Genomic DNA, 20736 nt, shown 5'->3' on the forward strand with positions numbered 1-20736 from the left:
ATGTAGCCTCGTTCCCGGTAAGCGTGAGATACCAGTACGCGGCACCCAGGGGGAATGGTAGGGGCACGACAATGTCGTGCCCATCGCCTGAGAGCTTGGTGTTCTAGCGACGATGAAATTCAACGACATCTTGTTTGAGCGAAACGTCATATTGGCTAAAGAAGTCTTGACCCAGTAGCCCCATTTCTAGCTCAGCTCCACCAATAGCCACTCGCACCTTCCTTTCTACAGCGCCGTCAACGGCAATTGACTCAACGGTGCCTGTGCGAAACGTAATTCCTTTAGCACTCGCCGTATTCGCTGTTACTGTGCCATTGGGAACAATATTGAGGCTTTTGGCCATGGCTTGGGTGATGACAGTGCCACTCGCCCCCGTATCGACCACCATCTCGAAGGTTTGTGTGCCATTAAAAGTAACATCAATGACTGGGGTTCCGCGTTGGCGGCGTTTGATGGGGGCTGTAAACACCCCTTGCTGGTCTGTATTGGTTTTAGATGTTGCACCCGGTGTTGATGTTGCAGCGGTTTTGGAGCTAGATGTTGGGCTTGGGGAGGGCGATGATGGTCCAAAGACAGCTCCGGGTGAAACAGCAATTTCAGTTTTTGACGGGGCACCGGCACCAGGACGAGTGGCTTTTTGTTGAGCCACGCCTAGCTGTCGCTGGTATTGTGCAATTTTCGGTTGAGCGATCACATGATAAGAACTAGAAGACGGCACCCTCTTCAATAACCCGATCGCCTCTTGCCAGCGAGCGATCGCTAACTGCCAATCACCGGCAGACTGAGCCGATTCAGCAATCATTTCAGCACTGGTGGCGGCATCCATAGCCCGTTCATAAGCCTCCTGTGGGGCAAGGGTGGGTTGGTTGATCGGTGTCGCGATGGGTGAAGACTTAACAGGTGGACGTGTAGCAGTACTGGGAGTCGGATCGGTCGCAACTGGCATCGGTGGTTCCTTCGGACTCCACAAAGAATTGAGCTGGCTACAAGCCACCTGGGTCACGGATAGGGTGCCTGAAAGCAGAAGGATAGCGGCACACTTCTGAGAAGGCATGGGCGTTGATGGCTCTGATGAACTGTCCATATCCCAGTTTAAACGTGCCGTTGAGAGGCAAGACTGTTCGGCTCAAACTGTCATGGATAGATTTTCATCCGTCATACTGGGAGAATGAGCCTTGTTATCGCCTCATCACAATTAAGCGTCACAAAACCTCTCCTGCCTCACTCAAGCGTGAGATAATAGCACGTCAGTTATTAGTTGTCTGTCGTTATTTCATCCACTGACCACTGACTACTAACAACCAACCACTCACCACAACATAACTGCTTATGCCTGTTTCAGCAGCTACACCTGCTCTGCTCGTACTGGCAGATGGGACATCTTACAAGGGTTGGTCTTTCGGAGCCACGGGCACCGCCATTGGAGAGGTTGTATTTAACACCGCCATGACGGGTTATCAGGAAGTGGCAACCGACCCCAGCTACTGTGGTCAGATTGTCACCTTCACGTATCCAGAATTAGGCAATACGGGGGTCAACCCCGATGATGAAGAATCTGCACATCCTCATATTCGGGGTGCGATTGCTCGTAACATCTGTTGGCGTCCGAGTAACTGGCGTTCCACTCAGTCTTTTCCCGATTACCTGAAACAACACAATATCCTTGGCATCTACGGCATCGATACCCGCTCCCTGACCCGAAAACTTCGTTCATCGGGTGCTATGAATGGCGGCATTTCCACCGAAGTCCTTGACTCTGGGGAATTGCTGAAGCAAGTGAAGACGGCTCCCAGTATGGCCGGCTTAAATCTGGTTCGAGAAGTTACAACCACAGAAGTCTATGAGTGGTCTGATCCTACCGATAGCCATTGGGAGTTTGGCCCCGTTTTTGATGGAGAAAATCGCGAACCTCTGACGGTTGTAGCCATAGACTTTGGCATCAAACGCAACATCCTGCGGCGTCTAGCCAGCTACGGTTGCCGTGTCATTGTCGTTCCTGCGGATACACCCCCAGAGGAAATTCTCAAGCATAATCCAGACGGGATTTTCCTCTCCAATGGGCCAGGAGATCCCTCGGCTGTCAGTGAAGGGATTGAAACGACCAAGGCTTTGTTAAAGCAAGAAAAACCCGTGTTTGGCATCTGCATGGGGCACCAGATTCTCGGTCTTTCTATGGGGGCAGAAACCTTTAAGCTGAAATTTGGTCATCGCGGCTTAAATCACCCAGCTGGCTTACAGCGGCAGGTGGAAATAACCAGTCAAAATCATGGTTTTGCGATTGACGCTGATACTTTAGACGCTGAGGTGGAAATTACTCACCTCAACCTCAATGACCGTACTGTAGCTGGATTGCGTCATAAATCTTTACCTTTCTTCTCGGTGCAGTACCACCCAGAAGCTAGCCCAGGACCACACGATGCGGACTATCTATTTGAGCAGTTTGTGCAATCTATGCGCTCAAGCCAAGCCCTGGAAGCCGCTAGTTAAACACATCGCAAAATTGTCCAATTCCTTGACAAGAGTGGATCATTTCCTGGGGAAGGCTGTCAATCATCCCCAGAGCAACCTTGCCAAAAATCTCAAGGTTCTTTAAATTAAACGGGAACTTCTCGCTATACTATTGCATACGGCGTAGGAGTCCGTCCGAAACCAGCCTTAGGCCGCTTCGGCAATTTATAATAAGGCCGATGAGTCTAGGCAAAGCATCGACCATACGGTGGAACACACCGCAACCTAAGCCTGAGGATGGCTCGGCGAGGTTCGGGAATGAGCTGTAAAGTCCAAACCAGAAGAATCAAGATCTGTTTTGGGAAGCAAGCTCAGCCCAAGACTCCCGGACTAAAGCCACAGGCTGGGTCGTAGAAATGCCAAAATTATCATGTTGTTACGCTACAGCTAGGAGGGTGTTATTCCTGAGCCACTAACCCTGACAGTCAGCTTAAGGGGCACTCGCGAAGTTAGGGAAATTTGCCAACTTTTCCGCCTCACTGGATTGTTAGATGCCTTTTCGGAAGCGACCTTCCGTAAGGTAGTCAGTAAACATATTGATGAGGGGCCGACAAACATTGTCTTGGACCTTTCCAAGATTGACTTTGTCGATAGCTCCGGCTTGGGCGCTTTGGTGCAGTTAGTGAAGAAAGCTCAAAGCGCTGGGGGAACCTTACAAATTGTGACGAATCCCCGTGTAACTCAAACCGTCAAGTTGGTACGCTTGGAAAAATTTCTCTCGCTGCAACCCTCTGTTGAGGAAGCCTTAGAGAATATCAACGGAAGCAAAAGCTGACGAAACCTGGCAGAGAAATTAGAGGGCGGGTGAGAAGCCCGCCTTTGCTCTGTTCTGGGAACCGTTGACTTTTTGGCGTCCTCTAATGTAAGAGATTATTCCAGGCAACGCTAAAATTTAGAGAGAGGTCGGACAAAAGTCGTGACATCAGAGGAGGAAGAGAGTTCAAAAGTTTTGGCAACTCAGTCGGCGCTCTCGTGGGCGGAAGTGCGATTCAAGCAATTGAACGCTATCACGGCCTCTCCATCCCGCATTCAACAATTGTCACCAGCATCCCTGGCCTATCTGGGAGACGCTGTTTACGAACTTTATATCCGAACCTGTTATTTACTTCCGCCCAGACGTCCTTGTGACTATCATCAGCAGGTCGTAGCTCAAGTGCGAGCGGAAAGTCAAGCTAAAACTCTGCGATCGCTCGAACCTCACCTTACCGATCCCGAACTAGAAATTTTGAGGCGTGGGCGCAATGCCGCCACAGGACATCCCCGGCGTCTTGACCCCAAAATCTATCAACAAGCGACGAGCTTGGAGACGTTACTCGGATACCTATATCTTACTGATCCCCAGCGCCTGAGTCAGTTGCTGGCTCATTTAGACCTCGATCCCCGTTAAAAAGTCATCACATTCTAACCATATGTCTAAACAAGACCGCCGCCCTCACGCTACCGGCAAGCCAAAGCGAGGGAAACCCTTTCGCGAGCCGCGTGAGAATGGAAAATTTTCCTCGGCCCAAGACAAACCCTCTGACCGACAGGGGCGCAGCTACATAGACAAGCCCAAGCCAGGAAAGCCATCTCGCCCTCAAAACTCTAGTCCAAAACTGCGCCACTCCCAAACCGCTCCCACAGACCGCGTAGAGCGGCGTCATGCGGGTAAAGGTAAGCCACATCCCCAAAAGCCAGGGTCTCGCCCAGAGCCAAGGGGGGCTAAATTAGAGCCATCTTATGAGGCTAGAAATAGAGACAGAGATAGAAACAGAGATAGAGACAGAGACAGAGGTGGGAATACTCACCCGACGCAGGCCAAGCGACACATTCCATCCAGGTCGGTACACAAGGAGCGCCAGGAGTCGCCCAATTTTGAGCCAACCCCTACCGATGTAACTTCTGCGACGGATACATCGGAAGAAACTGACTTAATTTATGGGCGTCATCCCGTCCTTGCCGCCTTGGAAAGCCAGCGCCAGCTAAACCGGGTTTGGATTCTGCCGCAACTGCGCTACGATCCCCGTTTTCATTCCTTACTACTCCAAGCCAAAGCTAACGGTACGATCATTGATGAAGTAGAGCCACGCCGCCTCAGCCAAATTACTGAGGGAGCCAATCATCAAGGTGTTGCGGCTCAAATCGCCCCTTACCCGTACCAGGATTTAGCTGACTTAATTAAGAACGCTAAATCAACAGCCGAGCAACCCGTGCTACTCGTATGTGATGGGATCAACGATCCTCATAATTTAGGAGCCATCATTCGCACGGCAGAAGCCTTAGGCGCTCAGGGCTTAATTATTCCCCAACGTCGAGCTGTCGGTGTGACCTCCACTGTCGTGAAAGTCGCCGCAGGAGCTTTAGAAACATTCCCTATTGCCAGGGTGGTCAATCTCAGTCGCGCCTTAGAGGACTTAAAAGCCGCTGGCTTTTGGATTTATGGCATGGCAGCAGGAAACGGTAAACTACTACACACCGTTAAATTTACAGGCCCGATAGTATTGGTCGTAGGCTCAGAAGGGAGTGGTTTGAGCTTGCTTACCCAACGCTGCTGTGACGTTCTGGTTTCAATTCCTCTACAGGGCAAGACCCCCAGCCTCAATGCCTCAGTAGCGACAGCAATGACTTTGTACGAGACTTATCGCCAGCGTTGGTCAAATATACTTTACCTGGACACTCTGCCCAAAGATACCTTGAAAAATGAAGTGTGAGGTAGTATAAAAAAATGTAAAAATCGCGATATAAAAAGACAACATAGAATCCCGTGTATCAGGCAAACAGCATGAAAGAAGTTTTGATCAAGATTCTCCAATTCTTGGGATTGGCTTTTTGGGTTGAAATTGTTACCGACAATCCCGGCTGCACCTACTACTTCGGACCTTTCTTTAACGAGAAAGAAGCTGTGGCAGCCCAGGGCGGATACATTGAAGACTTAGAAAACGAAGGAACTCAAGGCATAAGCGTAAAAATACGGCGCTGCAAACCGAACAACCTAACAATTTTTGAGGAAGAACAGGGGGAGCATCCTGCTAGTTTTCTGAAAACCGTGACTACCTTTAGCAGACAAGCGTCTTAGTCTACTTCGGCAGGTACAAGCTTCCGCTCAATCAGGATCTTAAAAACAAAACGTCAGCCACCTAGAGGCTCCATCAGGTTAGGACTTGAGGGTTGATTTGAATCCATCCATCAATGTCCCTAATTACCTGCTGAGAAATCTCCCAGGGAAAGAGGTGAGCTGTATTGGGGTAGCACTGCCACTGGCAATCCTTAAGATGTTGAGCCGTCTCGCGGCTCGATTCCATGGTGATGTGCCTATCTGCTGCCCCAGCCATCACGAAGCAAGGACATTGAATTTGCTCTAAGTCGGGAAGCCTATTATATCCGGATTGCAAGGCAATGTTAAGCGCTCGTGTGGCAGCGGCTGAGGTTTGTAAATAGGCTGACATCGCTTCAAAGGCAAGGTACTCGTAAGCCTGAGGAGTATGCTGTTGGATCAGGTAGCGATAAAGCGATCGCTTGCCAAAAGTGTCAATATTCCACTGCCACCCAGGCACCACCCGATTGATCAGCGAAGCAATCCCCGTGTAAAGATTATCCTCCCAGCTAATGGGTGGATGACTCCCTCTCGGTCGGGCGGCTGTGGCGATCAAAATCATGCCGCTGACTCGTTCGGGGAGTTTCAGGGCGAGTTCCATGGCGAGAATTCCTCCCAGTGACCAGCCCAGTACCAGGCAACGGTCAATCTGAAAGCGGTCTAGAAGAGCTTCCAAGTCAATTAAGTGATCGGTCATCATAAAGTCGAACTGAGCTCGACTATTGCCGTATCCCCGCAAATCGGGAGCAAGAGTTTGGAAGCGTTGGGAGAGGTGATTGGTAAAGACAGACATACTCCTACCCAATCCCGGATGACCATGCAGACAAAGTATAGGAAATCCTTCGCCTTTGACGTGAACGTTAAGGTTTAAAGCTTGAGAAGATACTTGAGACACAGATACTCGCTCTAACGTTCTAGCTGGACTATCGAACTAATTCCAGCTTAATCCCATCGACGGCGGATCATCCCTGACACAGTGTCTCAAGATAAGTTCATATTGGCGCTAGGGCATTCGCAGGTTTACCAGAGCCGACGCTTTAAGCCGCAACTTCTATGCCCCCCTGCTGGTTACTGCTCCAGCCCAGCCTTATACTGAAGTAGCAATTTGGAGTCACAAAGGAGGCAGTGCATGGCATCCATCCGTGAGTTGCACAAACAACTCATCCGTAAAGAACGCTCGGCTGTTGAAATTACCCAAGAAGCCCTAGACCGAATTCAGCTACTAGAGCCGCAATTACACAGCTTTTTGTGCGTGACAGCAGAACAAGCCTTGGATCAGGCGCGTCAAGTGGATGCCAAAATCGCCGCCGGGGAAGAAATTGGCCTGTTGGCGGGCATTCCCATTGGCATCAAAGACAATATGTGTACCAAGGGGATTCGCACCACCTGCGCCTCGAAAATTCTGGAAAATTTTGTACCGCCCTATGAGTCAACGGTGACGCAAAAGCTGAAAGAGGCGGGCGCAGTCATGGTGGGGAAAACGAACCTAGATGAATTTGCCATGGGCAGTTCCACCGAGAACTCGGCCTATCAAGTTACTGCTAATCCCTGGGATGTATCGCGAGTACCGGGGGGTTCCTCAGGGGGATCGGCATCAGCGGTAGCCGCGGAAGAGTGCGTGGTGGCACTGGGTTCTGACACTGGCGGCTCAATTCGTCAACCTGCTTCGTTCTGCGGCGTGGTGGGCATGAAACCCACCTATGGGCTGGTTTCTCGTTATGGTTTGGTCGCCTTTGCCTCTTCTTTAGATCAGATTGGCCCCTTTGGGCGAACCGTAGAAGATACGGCGATTTTATTAAATGCGATCGCCGGCTATGACCCTAACGATGCTACCAGTCTCGAGGTTGAAATCCCGGACTACCTCAAAGTCCTTCAGCCGGATCTTCAGCCGAGGGGACGAATCAAGATTGGCGTCATTAAAGAAACCTTTGGTGAAGGCTTAGACCCCGTCGTCGAACAAACTATTACCAAAGCGCTCGACCAATTACAAACCTTGGGGGCTGAAATCCATGTCGTTTCCTGCCCCCGTTTCCGTTACGGGTTGCCGACCTACTACATCATTGCCCCTAGCGAAGCCTCCGCTAACCTCGCTCGCTACGATGGTGTCAAGTATGGCATCCGTGTCCCTGATGCGGAAAATTTGCTTGACATGTACAAGAAAACTCGTGCGGCGGGGTTTGGTGCAGAGGTCAAACGCCGGATTATGCTGGGAACTTATGCCCTGTCGGCGGGATATTACGACGCCTATTACCTCAAAGCCCAAAAAGTTCGGACTTTGATCAAACAAGACTTTGAGAATGCCTTTAAACAAGTCGATATCTTGGTGTGTCCCACTGCACCGACAACGGCTTTTAAAGCCGGGGAAAAGACAGAAGACCCCTTAAGTATGTATCTAGGAGACTTGATGACGATCCCGGTGAGCCTTGCTGGGTTACCAGGGATGAGCATACCTTGTGGTTTTGATGAGAGTGGACTTCCGATTGGTCTACAGCTCATTGGGAAAGTCTTGCGCGAAGACCAGTTGTTTCAGGTGGCTTATGCTTATGAGCAATCGACACCCTGGCATCTGCGATCGCCTCAGATGAAGTCGGCTGCTAACCCTTGAGCGATCTGGGCAGAGCGTTCTGCCCCTAGTCCCGTTCCCTACTGGAAGGTCTATAATCTTCCCGATTTACCCTGACTCAAGAGGGTAAGGGAGTCTTGAGTCCTTCGTTTTCAGCCCAATAGCCCTGACATCACTTAAGTTTGTAGTAGTACCTTAGTACTTATCAGCAAACGCATCGCGGCTACAAACCGTTGAAGTCAGTGCCATTTTGCAGTCCTTAGTCAGACTAGGGGCTGGTACTCCTATATGTAGAGTTAGCTGAGTAAAAACCCCCTAAATATAGTGCCTAAAATCCGTTAGTCTAGTTTTATCTTGTGTATTCTCATCGGCTGAAACCCATGTCCTTCGTTGGCCTGCATATTCATAGCGATTACAGCTTGCTGGATGGTGCTTCTCAGCTGCCTGAACTGATTGATCGAGCCTTGAAATTGGGAATGCCTGCGATCGCGCTCACCGATCACGGGGTGATGTACGGCGCGATCGAACTGCTCAAAGTCTGCCGGGGTCGGAATATTAAGCCGATTATCGGGAATGAGATGTATGTGATCAACGGTGACATTGAGGATAAAAGTAAGCGTTGCCGTAAATATCACCAAGTCGTCTTGGCAAAAAATACCCAAGGCTACAAAAATTTAGTTAAGCTGACAACCATTTCCCACCTCCAGGGCGTCCAAGGAAAAGGGATTTTTTCCCGTCCTTGCGTTAACAAAGACCTACTTAAGCAGTACCGCGAAGGTTTAATCGTCACCAGTGCTTGTTTGGGAGGCGAAGTTCCTCAAGCGATTCTCAAAAACGACCCAAAGCTGGCCCGTGAGGTGGCTCAATGGTACAAAGAGGTGTTCGGTGATGATTATTATCTGGAAATTCAAGACCACGGTTCCATCGAAGACCGGATCGTTAACGTTGAAATCGTCAAAATTGCCAGTGAATTAGGGATTAAAATCGTTGCGACCAATGATTCTCACTTTATCTCCTGCTACGACGTAGAAGCTCACGATGCCTTGCTGTGTATTCAAACCGGTAAGCTGATCAGTGAAGACAAACGGATGCGCTACAGCGGCACGGAGTATCTGAAATCCACTGATGAGATGGCGAAACTGTTTCGAGATCATCTACCCGATGAGGTGATTCAAGAAGCGATCGCCAATACCCTGGAAGTTGCAGACAAAATCAAACCCTATGACATTATGGGGGAACCCCGCATCCCCGATTACCCTGTCCCCAAAGGTCACACGGCTGATACTTACATCGAAGAATTGGCATGGGACGGACTCTTACAACGCTTAAAATGTCGTCGTAGCGACATTAATCCTGTCTATAAACAGCGTCTGGAGTATGAGCTAAAAATGCTCCAACAGATGGGGTTTTCTACTTACTTTTTAGTCGTTTGGGATTACATAAAATTTGCTAGAGATAACAATATTCCTGTAGGGCCAGGAAGAGGCAGCGCCGCTGGTTCTCTGGTTGCTTACGCCTTAAAAATTACTAACATTGACCCTGTCCATCATGGACTTCTGTTTGAGCGTTTTTTGAATCCAGAGCGAAAATCGATGCCAGATGTTGACACAGATTTCTGCATTGAAAAACGCGATCAAGTGATTGAATACGTTACCAAAAAGTATGGCAAAGAACGAGTTGCACAGATTATTACATTTAACCGCCTCACCTCTAAAGCCGTACTTAAGGACGTTGCCAGAGTATTAGATATCCCCTACAAAGAAGCTGACCAAATGGCCAAGCTTATTCCTGTCGTGCGGGGTAAACCAACGAAACTCTCGGTGATGATTTCGGATGAAACACCCGCCCCAGAGTTTAGAGAAGCTTACAAAAGTGACCCTAGAGTCCAACACTGGGTAGACATGGCGATGCGAATTGAGGGAACCAATAAAACATTTGGCGTCCACGCGGCTGGTGTCGTCATTTCCGCAGATCCTCTGGATGAAATTGTGCCGTTGCAAGTGAATAATGATGGTTCTGTCATCACCCAGTATTTCATGGAAGATCTAGAATCACTGGGACTGTTGAAAATGGATTTCTTGGGTCTCAAAAATCTAACTACTATCCAAAAAACTGTAGAATTAATTAAGAAAAGCCGCCATAGAGAAGTTGATTTAGATCAGCTACCGCTTGAGGAAATAAAAGCTTTCAAAATAGTCTCCAAGGGAGAAATCAACAAAAAACCTGAAGATATTAAAAACACTTACAAAGTTTTAGAGCAAGGTGACTTAGAAGGCATCTTTCAATTAGAATCTTCCGGGATGCGTCAAGTGGTGCGAGGTCTTAAACCATCAAGTATTGAAGATATTTCTTCTATTTTGGCACTCTATCGACCGGGACCTTTAGATGCTGGTTTAATTGATAAATTTATTGAACGCAAACATGATCAAAAAAAGATCAAGTACGAGCATCCATTGCTACAGCCCATTCTCCAAGAAACCTACGGCATCCTAGTTTACCAAGAGCAAATCATGAAAATGGCTCAAGAGTTAGCTGGATATTCTTTGGGTCAAGCTGATTTGCTGCGGAGAGCTATGGGCAAGAAAAAGGTTTCTGAGATGCAAAAACATCGGGAAACCTTCATTGATGGAGCGGCTAAAAATGGTGTTTCCAAGAGAATCGCTGAAGACTTATTTGAGCAAATGGTGCTATTTGCTGAATATTGTTTGAGCTATGACACTGAAATTCTAACGGTTGAATATGGCTTGATGCCCATTGGTAAAATTGTTGAAGAAAGGATTGAATGCACCGTGTACAGTGTGGATAGCCATGGTTACGTGTACACGCAACCCATCGCACAGTGGCATCATCGGGGAGAACAAGAAGTCTTTGAGTATGCCTTGGAAGATGGTTCAGTGATTCGAGCGACGAAAGACCATAAATTTATGACGAGTGAGGGTCAGATGCTCGCGATCAATGAGATATTTGAGCGAGGGTTAGAACTCAAACAAGTTAAGCGATCGCAACCTGTACTTGTTGATATTGCTCGTTAAGGCTATCCCAAAAGCTACAATCTCGAAACTTACAGCAGCTTTCAGCCAGCTTCAACGAAGTGCATCTCCCAGAAGGCAATCTTTCTGTTGGAGGAAATTAAACGTACTACCGGAGATTGATTTACTCTGCCACGCCGTTTGATATGCTTTAACAGTTTCACTGCCGCAGATGAAGTTTCTGTGAAAATTTAACATTAGACAAGACGTTAGCGAAAGCCGTCTGATATCCTGCGTGAAGATACTCAGCCGATTGACCCCTAAATCTGACTCAAGAATCTGGGACACTGGAATCTCAGTCGGTAAATTAAGCAATAGCTGGAAAAGCAAGATTTACTGGCTTACTAGTTCGCTAAATTATCCACTCCATTCAATTATTCACAGGGAATTATTAACGTGAGGAAAACGAAAGTTGCGTACATCCTTTGGTGTACCTGTTTTGTTGGCTTGGCTGGCGTCCATCGTTTATATAGTGGTAAGTATTTAAGTGGGCTAGTCTGGTTGTTTACCTTGGGTTTTTTGGGAATTGGTCAACTGATAGATTTGGTTCTAATTCCAGGAATGATAGAAGAAAAAAACCTTACAGATAAGTGGCTTGACAGCCGTCATACTAATCGCGTTGGTATTACCCCAGAAGTAGTGATTGAAACAGCTAATGAAATTCGTCCAACGTTTAGAGAACCCACGACGAAAGTAGAAATATCAGATATCCAGACAATTTTTCAATTAGCTAAAGACAATCATGGCAAAGTATCACTTGTGGATTGTGTTATTGCTACAGGAAAACCCGCTTCAGAACTGAGAAAGGCTCTTGAGTACTTATGTCTGGAAGGTTTTCTGACAGTAGACAATCACCCAGAGCAAGGCTCATTGATCTATAAACTTGTATAAAAGTATATCCAATTCCACGCCAACGAATAAAGACGGGTTGAGGTTCGAGTTTTCAGCTTCCAATAACTTCTTTATACGTACGTTAGGCTGAGCCTTCTTAAAAAGGTTTTTAGACTATGACTTTCTGGAGTTTTACCTGAATAAGATGAATGCCGAGGGAGGACTTTTGCTGCGACACCCGATTCGTATCCATCAGAACGTAAGGTTAGAAGATCTTGAGAAGTTGCCAAAAGTATAGGAATTCCTGTCGATACGCTCAAACCTGTTACTTCTAGTCTCGGCACAGATACATTTTGTTCAAATTGAAACTCGCCATCTTGGAGGTTGAACAGCGCACAAACTTGCTGTCGGACTTGAGCTAGAAAAAGCTGTTTTAATTGTGCGGCTCGTAACACACCTTGATCAAAGAGATACTTTCCTAGTGACTTATCTGTTGGACACAACTGGGCTAGTTTATAAATTACACGTTCGCTAACCCACTGGCGTTGTTCAATCAGCGTTACTAAGCCTTTTTCGTCTAAGCGGTTAGCTGCTGCAACAATACAACCCTGCTCCACCCAGATATAATGAACACTGCTCTTGCTGGCTGGTGACTCTGATAAAGTACGAACGGTTAACAAACCCGTTTTACGTCCTTGCTCAATAAACTGAAGAATTTCGGGTAATGAGAAGTCTGATAAGGAACCTGTAGTAGACATAACCCTATAATTTAAATCAAAGAATGAAATAGAAAAATTAAGGGGGTTTACCATCATTTAGAAGATGGCTTGTGCTATCTTAGACAGCTTGAAGGCTTAACTGAATGGTCTTTATTTCACGTTGACCAACCGTTCGTAGTGATTGCTGCAATACTTGCTACGAATTTAGATTTAGTTATTCAGTTGTCTTAGCCCTAGCGTCTTATATCTCAGCGAGAGCTGCAATTGTTCACTACCTCAAACTAGTCAAACTTTCCAGATTTTTAAGTAAGTTGATTCACCTCACACTGAGACCTATATCATTGACAAAAAAGTTAAAATATGAATTAGAAATTCGGATTCAGCACGACAGTTCATCCTTTCTATCTTCACTCTAATCTCCAGTCTCTTCTCTCGCTCCCCCACTCCCCCCGCTTTTGGGGATAGCCACAAACTTTTGCCACAAAATGAAGGCGACTGAAGTCGCCACTCGATTTCCTCCCTGCGCTCTCATAGACAGGCTTCCCGTCTGGAGGATTTCGTAGTGAGTTACTTCCGCCATCCTGCACTAGAGCCACTTTCTCGGCTTTCACACCTGAGAGGGAGTTCGTTTCAACCTCTGGCAACAACCATGAAGTTAGGCGTAATGGTGTAAGGCGTTACATAAAGTTACGAACTTATGTAATTGTCATGCCACCCTTGGTATACGCCGTCTTCAGTTTTGAAGAGGGAAAAACTATGTTTCACAATCTAGTCATCTTGCTGGGATTGCACAGCACACGATTCTGGCTGGCACAAGTTCAAGTCTCTCCAACCGTGACTCCGCCAGTTAACCCCCCAACAGAGGCAGCACTAGTCTTTTCCGGGCCTCAGTTTCTGATGGCTTTGGTTGCAGGGGTACTTATGGCCTTTGCCTTCCAATTTTTGTTAACGAACTTCACCCTGGCGGCAGGAATTTCCTCCGGGGAAAATCCTGTGGATGCTGATTCCGATGATAGCTGGGGTCATGCCGTTCGCGAAGTTGAATCGAAGGTCGGTTTATGGGCCTTAGTAACGGTTAACATTGCCTTATTCATCGCTTGTTTTCTGGCGGTGAAACTGGCTCTGATTAATAGTGTGACCTTGGGAGCCATTACTGGCGTTGTCATCTGGTCAGCCTACTTTTTACTGCTACTTTGGGTGAGTTCTACGGCGATTAGTTCCTTAGTGGGTTCTGTTGCTAACACAGCGTCTTCCAGCTTGCAAGGAGTTATGGGTATAGCTGCCACAGCTCTTGGTGGAAGGGCTGTGAACGCTCAAGTTGTGAATACGGTAGAGGCATCAGTCGCTGCTGTTCGGCGCGAATTGAGTTCGGCGGTTGACCCGACGCGTGTTCGGGATACGGTGCAAGACTACATTGCCGATCTGCAACTACCAAAATTAGACCTGAAACAGATTCGTAATGATTTTGAGAAGTTGCTGACCAGTTCAGAATTGCGATCTGCGCTTCGCAGCAGCGCTTCGCTATCGCTCGCCGATAGTGACGTTCTGCAAAATGTGAACCGTCAGACATTTGTAGATTTAATCAGCAGTCGCACAGACTTATCCAAACAAGACGTTAATCGGATTGCAGACCAACTCGAAGGGGCTTGGCAGCAAGTCTTGGGTGTGCAACAACAAGCCGATCCCCAGTCACAACTGCTCAACTTCCTCCAGTCGGCTAGTCCACAAGAACTCACCTCCGGTCAGCTTGGCGATAAGCTGGGACAACTGGTGGGAGTGGGATCGAGCAAAGCCGAGGATGGTAATGGTTCCAACGGCGGAAATGGCAATAGCTTGATGGAGCAAGGCTTGCAACTGGGTATCAGTGCGCTACTGGGTAGAGTCCTGTCGCGGACGGATTTGTCTGATGTCGATGTGGAAAAAATTTCCAGCCAGTTGCAACAGTTCACACATCAAGCGACTGAGCAAGCTAAAAATCTTTCCTCTAAGGTAGCTGATCAGTTACCTGGACAATCCTTTAATACGATTAAGGCCGATGTCGAAAACTACCTGCTCAATTCCAAACCTTGGCACCTAAACCGAGAGACAATTAAGCAGGAATTTAAAGACGTTATCTACGATCCGGAGGCGGCTCCAAAGGCAGTTCGGCAGCAATTAGAGCAACTGAATCTAGACGCTTTCGTCAAGTTTCTGGAATCACGGGATAATTTCACATCTGATCAAATCGCGGATATTGCCGAGCAGCTTGAACAGATTCGTCAAGAAGTTCTGGAAACTGTTCAAGGCGCTGAGTCTGACGAACAATCGCAAGACCTGCGTAGTCGAGTTGAAAATTATCTGCGCTCAATGGGTAAAGAAGAACTCAATCCTGAGGGAATTGAGCGCGATTTCAAAGCACTTTTGGAAGACCCGGATGCTGGTGCTGATACGCTTTCGCATCGCTTCTCCCAATTCGATCGCGACACCTTAGTCAGCCTGCTTTCTCAACGCGAAGACTTTAGTCAAGAGGAAGCCGACCAACTGGTTGGTCAGTTAGAAAGCCTACGCGATCGCGTTTTGTCAGAAGCTCAAAATCTACAATACCAAACGAAATTTAAAGCACAAGAGTTAGGGCAAAAGATAGAATCCTATCTACGCAATACCAACAAAGAAGAACTCAATCCCGACGGGATTAAGCAAGAGTTACAAACATTCCTCGATGATCCTCAAGCAGGCGTCAAAGCGCTCCGGGAACGGCTCTCGCAATTTGACCGGGATACACTGGTGCAATTGCTGAATCAGCGTGAGGACTTGAGCGAGGAGCAGATTAATCAGTTTATCGACCAGTTTGAAGAGGTGCGGCATAATATCCTCCAGGCACCGCAAGAATTAGCGGGGAATGCTAAGGAGCAGTATGAGCGCATTACCAGTCAGATTGCTGAGTATCTGCGGAATACGAACCTTGATGAACTTGACCCTGAAGGGATTAAGCAGGATTTAACAAAACTCCTAGACGACCCGAAACATGGAGCCTTGGCTCTCAGAGAACGGCTTTCTCATGTCGATCGGGAAACGTTGGTCAAACTTCTCAGTCAACGGGAAGACTTGAGCGAGGAGCAAATAAATCGGACTATCGATCGCGTGCAAGATGGCATCCGCAGCATTACCAAAGCACCGCGACGCTTAGCCAGCCGTGCCAAGGATACGGTACGGGATTTCCAAGCCAATTTTGAAGAATACCTGCGGAACACGAATAAAGAAGAACTTGCGCCGGAAGGCATCAAGCGAGATCTGCAACAGTTATTCAACGATCCGCGAGAAGGTTTGAAGAGTGTGGGCGATCGCCTCTCCCACTTTGATCGAGGTACGCTGGTTTCTCTGCTGTCGCAACGAGAAGATATTTCGGAAGAGGAAGCCAACCGAATTGCAGATAATATTGAGTCTGTCCGTCATCAGTTTGTCGAACAAGCTCAAGCGATTCAGCACCAAATGCAATCGGTGATTGATGGTGTTTTTGGTAAAATTCGCCATTACCTCAACTCGCTTGACCGTCCTGAACTCAATTATGAGGGGATTAAGCGAGACTTCCGCAAAGTGTTTGACGACCCAGAAGCGGGATTTGATGCACTACGCGATCGCTTGAGTCAGTTTGATCGGGATACTTTGGTGGCTGTTATCAGTTCCCGTGAGGACATTTCCGAGGCCGAGGCTAATCGGATTATTGACCAAATTGAAGGGGTGCGGGATAGTGTGTTGCACCGCGCTGAACGCCTCCAAGAGGAAGCTGAAAAACGGGTTAAACAGCTCAAGCACAAGGCTAAGGAGCAAATGGTAGAAACTCGCAAAGCGGCTGCAACGGCGGCTTGGTGGCTCTTTGGTACAGCGCTTACTTCAGTGGGTGTAGCGGCATTTGCTGGAGTAATGGCGGTACGAGGTCTAGCCTTTTTGGGTTAATGATTTAACAATTCTCTTGTGAATTTTAGAACTTAAGCCTCCTGAATGGGGGGCTTTTTCTTTTACTATGGAGTGATTGTCCCAATGGCAAAGAGTTGCGTTTCCCTCAAATTGCGAGTGTCAGGTCAGAAATGCAAGTGCTGACTGTTCTGGTTTTCTGATCAAAGACAAATTCGCTATAGTCGGCTAAGTTGTCGAGTCCTAAGAGATTCAGGATAATTTCAATAATTAGCCAGAAGCTTATTTGAAGTAGTGTCTTTTGCCACTGAGTTTGCATATTAGCTGACCTTCTTAATCTATGCCCTTGAGGTGTGAGCTTGCGCCTTAAAATTGTGTTAGGGATAGTAGATGAGATCGCCTGGAAATATTGGTATAAGCTACAAGCTTGAATCCCATTACACGTTATCTCGCCTTGGGTCCAGCTCGAATCAAGAAATTTACTGAACTTTTTTGGGAACAACTTAGAGATCTCAGGGAAATTACGGAGAAACTTCAGGGGTGTCCTAGGTAGGGAGCGATCGCACCATTGCGTTTCTCAGAGGTGTGAAGTACATCACAATAACCTAACCCCCAACTCCTCATCCTCACATAAGATCTGCGGTCGCTCCGGTTCCCTACTAGGGTTGCGGGAGTAAGAATCAAAGCCTCTTCTGTGCTATCGCTACGTACTTCTTTAAGCGCTATCGGAAGAACATATATTGACAACAATTGGTGAGTCCTTGATCGAAGAATTCTGTACTTCGATAAGCAACGATGCGGTTACTGTCCACAAACGTTGTAGAAAAACAAATCTGGATCAAGTCCGCCTTCTAGACGGCGGTTCTTTGTCAGAAACGCCACCACTTGGTCGTTTTCAATAATGGCAGGTGGGTTTTGTGCATTAGGGTTATAGGCCCTCAAGTCAGATATCCGGCTGCCGTAGTCGCCAACCCGATTGCGGATGCTCATAGATGAGACTCGACTGCCGTAATCACCAATCTGATTACAGACAGAGTTCTCTGCGAGCCGCTCATTAGAAATCACTCCTAAAAAAGCGCCATCTTGCCCAACTACGTAAGGAGCTGCATTGTCAGCTTGAGCTATGAATTGAGGTGGTGTTGATACCGATGGCTCCTCTACTGTAAACCCATAGGGTTTAGGAAGATTAGATTGAGGCAGCCGGGTTTGAAGTTCAGAGGTGTTTACTCTCTGCGTTGAGATAGGAGCTATCTTGTTTTGCGATGGTTCCGAAGCTTGAGAGGTACATCCAGCCAACAAAGTGAGTAAGCCTAAACCGATTAGCAGCCTTTTCATGTTCATATCAGCATCCTTTGATAATCAAACTTGTTTCTGTGTTTAGTATCAAAGGCTAATGCTAGTGAGCGCGATAGTATAAACACGGAAATTTTTTTTCCAGGTAATGATAATCCCCAGTATTAAGACGTAGAAGCTTAATGATGGTTCTTTGTGCAAACTCTGCCTAGCGCTGGCATAGATAGCTAGGATGCCATAAGGTGTGATCACTGTTACTCTTCAAGCCTACTGTGTACTCGCAAAGCTCAAAAACCAGCAGTGTGATCGCTACTAGCTCACCTACCTCTGCTAAGGCTGCTCCTCATCCTCATCCTCTAAAAGCTCACCTAAATAAATCTCCACAAATTTTGCGGCGGCTACTCGATTAATTCCCTTAAGCGCTTTGACAATATCTACAACCGTCTCAGCAGTAGGGTCTGCTCTTTCGTGAAACCAGCGATTAACGACAGTTCGCTCAATGCCTAACGCCACAGCCAATTTGTTCTGACTGATACTGTAGGTTTCCAATGCCTGCTTGAGGGCTTGCCCTGCTCTTCCCATGCCTCTGATCGTGTCAGAGGAACTTGACTGAGTAAATGTGAATTTATTTGTTTACATGCTGTATGATTAAAACGTAAACTTATTTGTTTACATTCTAGTCTTCCATAAGGCGATCACAGATACACACGAACACGAGTGAGCGCCTTTCCTAAAAAACGCGATCGCCTACATACAAGCGATCGCAAATATCCGTCTACCAATTAACAAGTAGGAAAACCGATGAACCACACTGAATGGCTACGCCTTCAAACAGAAGGCGAGAAAATCTGTTCGTCTCTCAGACAGCAAAATTACCGATGCCTGAAACAAACCCGCCGCTTGAGCTGGAAAATCATCACCCCCTTTAGTCTCCCCTTACCCACGGGGGAAGCAGAGCACAGCTACCTGCTGACTTGGCTACCATCACCCGTCAGTGACTGGAGTCTCATCCCCAACGACACCACACAAACACGGGAAAAGCTATGGAAACACCTTCAAAATATCCTCAACACAATTCGAGGCACACAAGCCAATACCCACCAACACATCGAGCAACCCGAAGACTATTCCCGTCCTTGGGCGATCGTCCGTCTCTTACCCGACGCCCGACGCTACACAGTGGCAAGATTCTACAACAGAGCGGATGCCCAAGACCATCTGAGATTCCTCAAGCGCTTCATTCCAGCCGCAGAATTTGAAGTTATCTTCGACATTCCTACAGATTTAGAAAATACAGCTTCAATTGACTAATCCTCAGTTCAAAGATTTTAAATCTAAAATTCAAAATCCAAAATCTAAAATCGAATGACTATCCTATTTCGCCGCATCAACCCCGCTCAAAAATTCCGCATCACCAAACGCCAAATTGCCAAATTCCTCCGAATCCCCGAATCACTCATCGTAAAAATCGAATCTTGGCTCTACGTTCTATTTGTCCATCGCCTCGACAAAGGAGGACAATTTATCAGCTATCGTCAACTAGAACAGTGGAAAAATGCCGTTGCTTGTCAGCTACAAAAATGCTCAACCAGGGAACAGCTACAACACTTGTGGAATGCCATTACATTTGACCACACCCAGCACAAAAACCAATATCTTGATTCTGTCCTCCCATTCCTAGAAAACATCCGGTTGAAACGTGTTGAAGCTATCCCCGAAGCGCCGCAAACTCAAGATGTAGCTATGACACCGAAATTTATTTCAGAGTGCGATCGCTAAACTTGGTTGAATCTATTATTCCTTGCCACTCATATCCAACAACACCTTCAAAACACCCTTTGTTGAAGCCCGTTCAAACGCAGCAAGCCCTTCACTTAGAGGATAACGAGCATGAATCAGTGGTTCTACATCCACCTGTCCCGAAGCCAGCAGATCCAGTGCGGCGGGAAAAGGGCCACAGCGCGACCCAATCAGCGTAATTTCGTCTACCACGAGAGAGGAGGCATCGAACGTTAACTGACCCGCGTAGGTACTTTTGAGGACTAAAGTGCCGCGTGGACGCAATGCTCTCCGTGCGATCGCAAATCCAGCCGGATTACCCGTACACTCCACCGATACGTCGAAAGCTCTGTCAGCCACACCATCTTCCTGTCCAGTTTGTATCCCCCGTGCTGCCAGATTAGCCAGCTTCTCCTGATGACGCCCCACAACCAAGAGATCGCAACCGGTTACCGCTAGCGTTTGCGCCACCAGTTGCCCCAGCTTGCCATCCCCAACCACTAAAACCCGCTCACCAGGACTCACTTTTACTTGCTGCTGAATTTCTAAAGCAGCGGCTACGGGTTCAGTAAATGTAGCAACATCCGTAGGCACATTGTCTGGTACTCGATGCAAGTTTTCGATGGGTAAGGAAAGATACTCAGCAAACGCTCCATTCCGGTTCACGATACCCAGTACAGTCCGGTTTTCACAGTGAGTTGGCTGTCCACTGCGGCAGAATCGGCACTGCCCACAAACGGCATTAATCTCGCCGACCACTCGCTGTCCTTTGAGATGCTCTGGCCCTTGTTCTACGACACCCACAAATTCGTGACCTAAAATGCCGATGTAGGGGTAATAGCCTCGGAGCAATTCGAGGTCGGTGTTGCAGATGCCTGCCCGTACTACCCGCACCAGTGCTTCGCCCGGTGCTGGGTTGGGAATGGGGGCATCGTAGCGCAGTTGAAGTTGGTTATTTTCTAGCCAAAGAGCTTGCATTAGGATTGATTTTGTAGGGGCGTGGTTTAGGGATAAGGCTTGACAATAAACAGTTTCTCATGTTCAAAACCT

Annotated in this window: 18 protein-coding genes; 11 read left to right on the plus strand and 7 right to left on the minus strand. The window is 47.5% G+C overall.

Features of this window, described 5'->3' with window-relative positions; genetic code table 11:
* Positions 1–103 precede the first annotated feature (103 nt).
* On the minus strand, positions 104–1084 hold the full coding sequence (locus tag NDI48_05635; protein MEP0830688.1) for a retroviral-like aspartic protease family protein: 981 nt from the start codon (positions 1082–1084) through the stop codon (positions 104–106).
* Between the two features lie 245 nt (positions 1085–1329).
* Between NDI48_05635 and carA the strand changes: the two genes are divergently transcribed.
* The 5 genes from carA (at position 1330) to NDI48_05660 (ending at position 5563) form a co-directional block, all read left to right on the plus strand.
* The gene (gene carA / locus NDI48_05640; protein ID MEP0830689.1) at positions 1330–2487 is read left to right on the plus strand and encodes a glutamine-hydrolyzing carbamoyl-phosphate synthase small subunit; all 1158 of its coding nucleotides are present in this window, start codon (positions 1330–1332) and stop codon (positions 2485–2487) included.
* A gap of 421 nt (positions 2488–2908) precedes the next feature.
* On the plus strand, positions 2909–3283 hold the full coding sequence (locus tag NDI48_05645; protein ID MEP0830690.1) for an STAS domain-containing protein: 375 nt from the start codon (positions 2909–2911) through the stop codon (positions 3281–3283).
* Positions 3284–3424: 141 nt separating this feature from the next.
* Entirely contained in the window at positions 3425–3895 is a 471-nt protein-coding gene (locus tag NDI48_05650; GenBank protein MEP0830691.1) for a Mini-ribonuclease 3, read from the plus strand.
* 22 nt (positions 3896–3917) lie between these two features.
* A complete protein-coding gene (rlmB, locus tag NDI48_05655) occupies positions 3918–5198 on the plus strand; it encodes a 23S rRNA (guanosine(2251)-2'-O)-methyltransferase RlmB (GenBank protein ID MEP0830692.1) in 1281 nt (426 codons plus the stop codon).
* Positions 5199–5269: 71 nt separating this feature from the next.
* Positions 5270–5563 carry a DUF1816 domain-containing protein gene (locus NDI48_05660; protein MEP0830693.1) on the plus strand — a complete coding sequence of 98 codons (294 nt, stop codon included), beginning with the start codon at positions 5270–5272 and terminating at the stop codon, positions 5561–5563.
* Positions 5564–5636: 73 nt separating this feature from the next.
* Here the strand turns inward: NDI48_05660 and NDI48_05665 are convergent, their stop codons facing one another.
* Positions 5637–6476 carry an alpha/beta hydrolase gene (locus tag NDI48_05665; GenBank protein MEP0830694.1) on the minus strand — a complete coding sequence of 280 codons (840 nt, stop codon included), beginning with the start codon at positions 6474–6476 and terminating at the stop codon, positions 5637–5639.
* Positions 6477–6710: 234 nt separating this feature from the next.
* Here NDI48_05665 and gatA point away from each other — a divergent pair, with 234 nt between their 5' ends.
* The 3 genes from gatA to NDI48_05680 all read left to right on the plus strand — a co-directional run bounded on the left by gatA (position 6711) and on the right by NDI48_05680 (position 12064).
* Positions 6711–8186, plus strand: coding sequence for an Asp-tRNA(Asn)/Glu-tRNA(Gln) amidotransferase subunit GatA (gene gatA, locus NDI48_05670; protein MEP0830695.1), 1476 nt, complete (start codon positions 6711–6713; stop codon positions 8184–8186).
* A gap of 338 nt (positions 8187–8524) precedes the next feature.
* Positions 8525–11176 carry a DNA polymerase III subunit alpha gene (locus NDI48_05675; GenBank protein ID MEP0830696.1) on the plus strand — a complete coding sequence of 884 codons (2652 nt, stop codon included), beginning with the start codon at positions 8525–8527 and terminating at the stop codon, positions 11174–11176.
* A gap of 393 nt (positions 11177–11569) precedes the next feature.
* Complete coding sequence (locus tag NDI48_05680; GenBank protein MEP0830697.1) at positions 11570–12064, plus strand: NINE protein; 495 nt, start codon at positions 11570–11572, stop codon at positions 12062–12064.
* A gap of 71 nt (positions 12065–12135) precedes the next feature.
* Here the strand turns inward: NDI48_05680 and NDI48_05685 are convergent, their stop codons facing one another.
* On the minus strand, positions 12136–12819 hold the full coding sequence (locus NDI48_05685; protein MEP0830698.1) for a DUF4388 domain-containing protein: 684 nt from the start codon (positions 12817–12819) through the stop codon (positions 12136–12138).
* A gap of 316 nt (positions 12820–13135) precedes the next feature.
* Positions 13136–13303: a hypothetical protein gene (locus NDI48_05690; GenBank protein ID MEP0830699.1), complete on the minus strand. Its 168-nt coding sequence runs from the start codon at positions 13301–13303 to the stop codon at positions 13136–13138.
* A 176-nt stretch (positions 13304–13479) separates the two neighbouring features.
* Between NDI48_05690 and NDI48_05695 the strand changes: the two genes are divergently transcribed.
* Positions 13480–16656 carry an MFS transporter gene (locus NDI48_05695; protein MEP0830700.1) on the plus strand — a complete coding sequence of 1059 codons (3177 nt, stop codon included), beginning with the start codon at positions 13480–13482 and terminating at the stop codon, positions 16654–16656.
* 759 nt (positions 16657–17415) lie between these two features.
* Here NDI48_05695 and NDI48_05700 read toward each other — a convergent pair.
* Together NDI48_05700 and NDI48_05705 are read right to left on the minus strand one after the other, a co-directional pair.
* On the minus strand, positions 17416–17955 hold the full coding sequence (locus NDI48_05700) for a hypothetical protein (protein ID MEP0830701.1): 540 nt from the start codon (positions 17953–17955) through the stop codon (positions 17416–17418).
* A 282-nt stretch (positions 17956–18237) separates the two neighbouring features.
* Complete coding sequence (locus NDI48_05705; GenBank protein MEP0830702.1) at positions 18238–18489, minus strand: helix-turn-helix domain-containing protein; 252 nt, start codon at positions 18487–18489, stop codon at positions 18238–18240.
* 219 nt (positions 18490–18708) lie between these two features.
* Here NDI48_05705 and NDI48_05710 point away from each other — a divergent pair, with 219 nt between their 5' ends.
* Positions 18709–19218, plus strand: coding sequence for a hypothetical protein (locus NDI48_05710; protein ID MEP0830703.1), 510 nt, complete (start codon positions 18709–18711; stop codon positions 19216–19218).
* Between the two features lie 54 nt (positions 19219–19272).
* Positions 19273–19686, plus strand: a complete 414-nt coding sequence (locus NDI48_05715) for a hypothetical protein (protein MEP0830704.1) — start codon at positions 19273–19275, stop codon at positions 19684–19686.
* Between the two features lie 15 nt (positions 19687–19701).
* Here the strand turns inward: NDI48_05715 and NDI48_05720 are convergent, their stop codons facing one another.
* Entirely contained in the window at positions 19702–20664 is a 963-nt protein-coding gene (locus NDI48_05720; GenBank protein ID MEP0830705.1) for an alcohol dehydrogenase catalytic domain-containing protein, read from the minus strand.
* Positions 20665–20736 lie beyond the last annotated feature (72 nt).

Origin of the sequence: Microcoleus sp. AS-A8 (assembly GCA_039962225.1) — a bacterium.
Taxonomy (GTDB): Bacteria; Cyanobacteriota; Cyanobacteriia; order Cyanobacteriales; family Coleofasciculaceae; genus Allocoleopsis.